This is a genomic window from Paenibacillus sp. NPDC055715 (genome assembly GCF_053617595.1).
Map to the genome: position 1 here is coordinate 1 of NZ_JBSHGA010000036.1, position 1,612 is coordinate 1,612.

The 1,612-nt window shown below is 45.9% G+C and carries 3 protein-coding genes; 1 reads left to right on the forward strand and 2 read right to left on the reverse strand.

The annotated features are described in order from the left end of the window. Positions 1-270: 270 nt before the first annotated feature. Both ACWGOO_RS22305 and ACWGOO_RS22310 read right to left on the reverse strand, forming a co-directional pair. On the reverse strand, positions 271-498 hold the full coding sequence (locus ACWGOO_RS22305) for a YgdI/YgdR family lipoprotein (protein ID WP_000719360.1): 228 nt from the start codon (positions 496-498) through the stop codon (positions 271-273). 21 nt (positions 499-519) lie between these two features. Further along, entirely contained in the window at positions 520-753 is a 234-nt protein-coding gene (locus ACWGOO_RS22310) for a YgdI/YgdR family lipoprotein (protein ID WP_044704865.1), read from the reverse strand. A gap of 159 nt (positions 754-912) precedes the next feature. On the opposite strand from ACWGOO_RS22310, the gene ACWGOO_RS22315 reads away from it, so the two are divergent. Then, positions 913-1,281 (forward strand): hypothetical protein, encoded by a 369-nt coding sequence (locus tag ACWGOO_RS22315; RefSeq protein WP_044704866.1) that lies wholly within the window; start codon positions 913-915, stop codon positions 1,279-1,281. Positions 1,282-1,612: the final 331 nt, after the last annotated feature.

Sequence of the window (1,612 nt, forward strand, 5' to 3'; positions counted from 1 at the left end):
GGTGCCGTCTGCGCCGTCAGTGCCGATCCGGCGGTGCAGACAACGGATGTTATGGTAAAAGCATGATGCCTGGCGGGTACGGAAAAATTGTGGCGACCGAGCCTGCAGACGCAAAAATCCGGCCCATACTTATTCGTCTCCTTCATCAGGAATGCAGTACTATCCAGCCACTGCAGGTATTTGGCCCCCAGCGGGGGCTTTTTTTGCCTGTTGTTGGGGCAGATAAAGAAAAGGGCCGCATTAGCGGCCCTTTTCGGAGAGAGCGATGCCTCAATGCGGAATTTCAGAGACTTCTTTAACGTCGGCTTTATTGATCTGCTGTTTGACACCATTTGCGTCTTTATAGCCCAGCAGGCCTGAGTCTGATTCTGTAGGCTTGCCGTCGCTGACAATTGTACGCCCGTCGTTGGTGTGGATGGCATAGCTTGTGCGCGTGCAGCCGGTTAGGGCTGAAAGCGCAACTGCCGCTGCGAACACTGAAACAAAAATCTTTTTCAAAGCCAGCTCCTTTTATCCGTATCAGTTGTCTAGTTCACTCATGTTGGTAATTTTGTCACGGTTGATCTGTTCGGTTCGGCCTGTATGGGCATCTTTGTAGGATACTAACCCCGTATCACTGTCAACTTTGGGTTTGCCGTCTGTAACGATAGTGCGACCATCTGTGGTTTTTATTTCTTGGTTTGAAGAACATCCAGCAGCGGCAAAGGTCACCAACGCGACCATCATGGCCGCCAACAGCGTTTTTTTATTCATAATAGGTTCCCTGCTTAAAGGTAAAGTGGATATGGTCACTAACCATCTAAGTATAGGTCGTTTTTTCATGCGAAAAGAGGATTGAAGGTGGGCATCATGCCCAGCAGTAAAAATGAATGAAAAACGATTTTGGAATGTTGCTTGTTTTTGAGGATTGAAATGGCCTTATTAATTTCACTGGTTGTAGTGGCAGGTCTTTACTATCAATTTTGGTATAAGCCACATAGAGCGCCGATCTTGCGTATATGGGGGATCGCGCCTGATGGACAAGAATTTCGATTATTGCTAACAGAGCATGGAGAAAAAGAGGCTGTTTTACTGTTCGGAAAGAAATCTTTTGTTGCCGTGCCAGATACGCAGAACCTTTATGGTGGGTGTTATTACCTTTATTTAGAGGATGCTCACAAGAACGAGCTTTTAATTGAGTTAAACGAAAGTGATTTATACCCCGGTGGCGCAATAGAACTTCAACACAACGGCGGTCGGAAGATTCATTGCGAGATACTAAAAGTAAGGTGGAGTCGTTAACTCAAGTAATGTTTCCTAAGTATGTTGATAGGCAAACATAGTGGTAGTTAGTCTCTCTGAGTAAATGATCTTCTTGTGATCCTGTCGTTACAGTCGTAATCTCTTGCTCTGAAAACGAAAAAACCACCTGGGGAGGTGGTTTGATCGAAGGTTAAGTCAGTTGGGGAACTGCTTAACCAGGTAACTGGGTATACGAGACCGCAGAAACCAAAAATGTTCTTTCAGTGTAGCCTCTCTCAGGCCCATACTTCAAGACCTCTTAATTTGTCTCTCGTATACCTCCAGTTACTAATGGCTGCTGCCAGTAGCGATTTTTCGTGTCTTTCCGGGT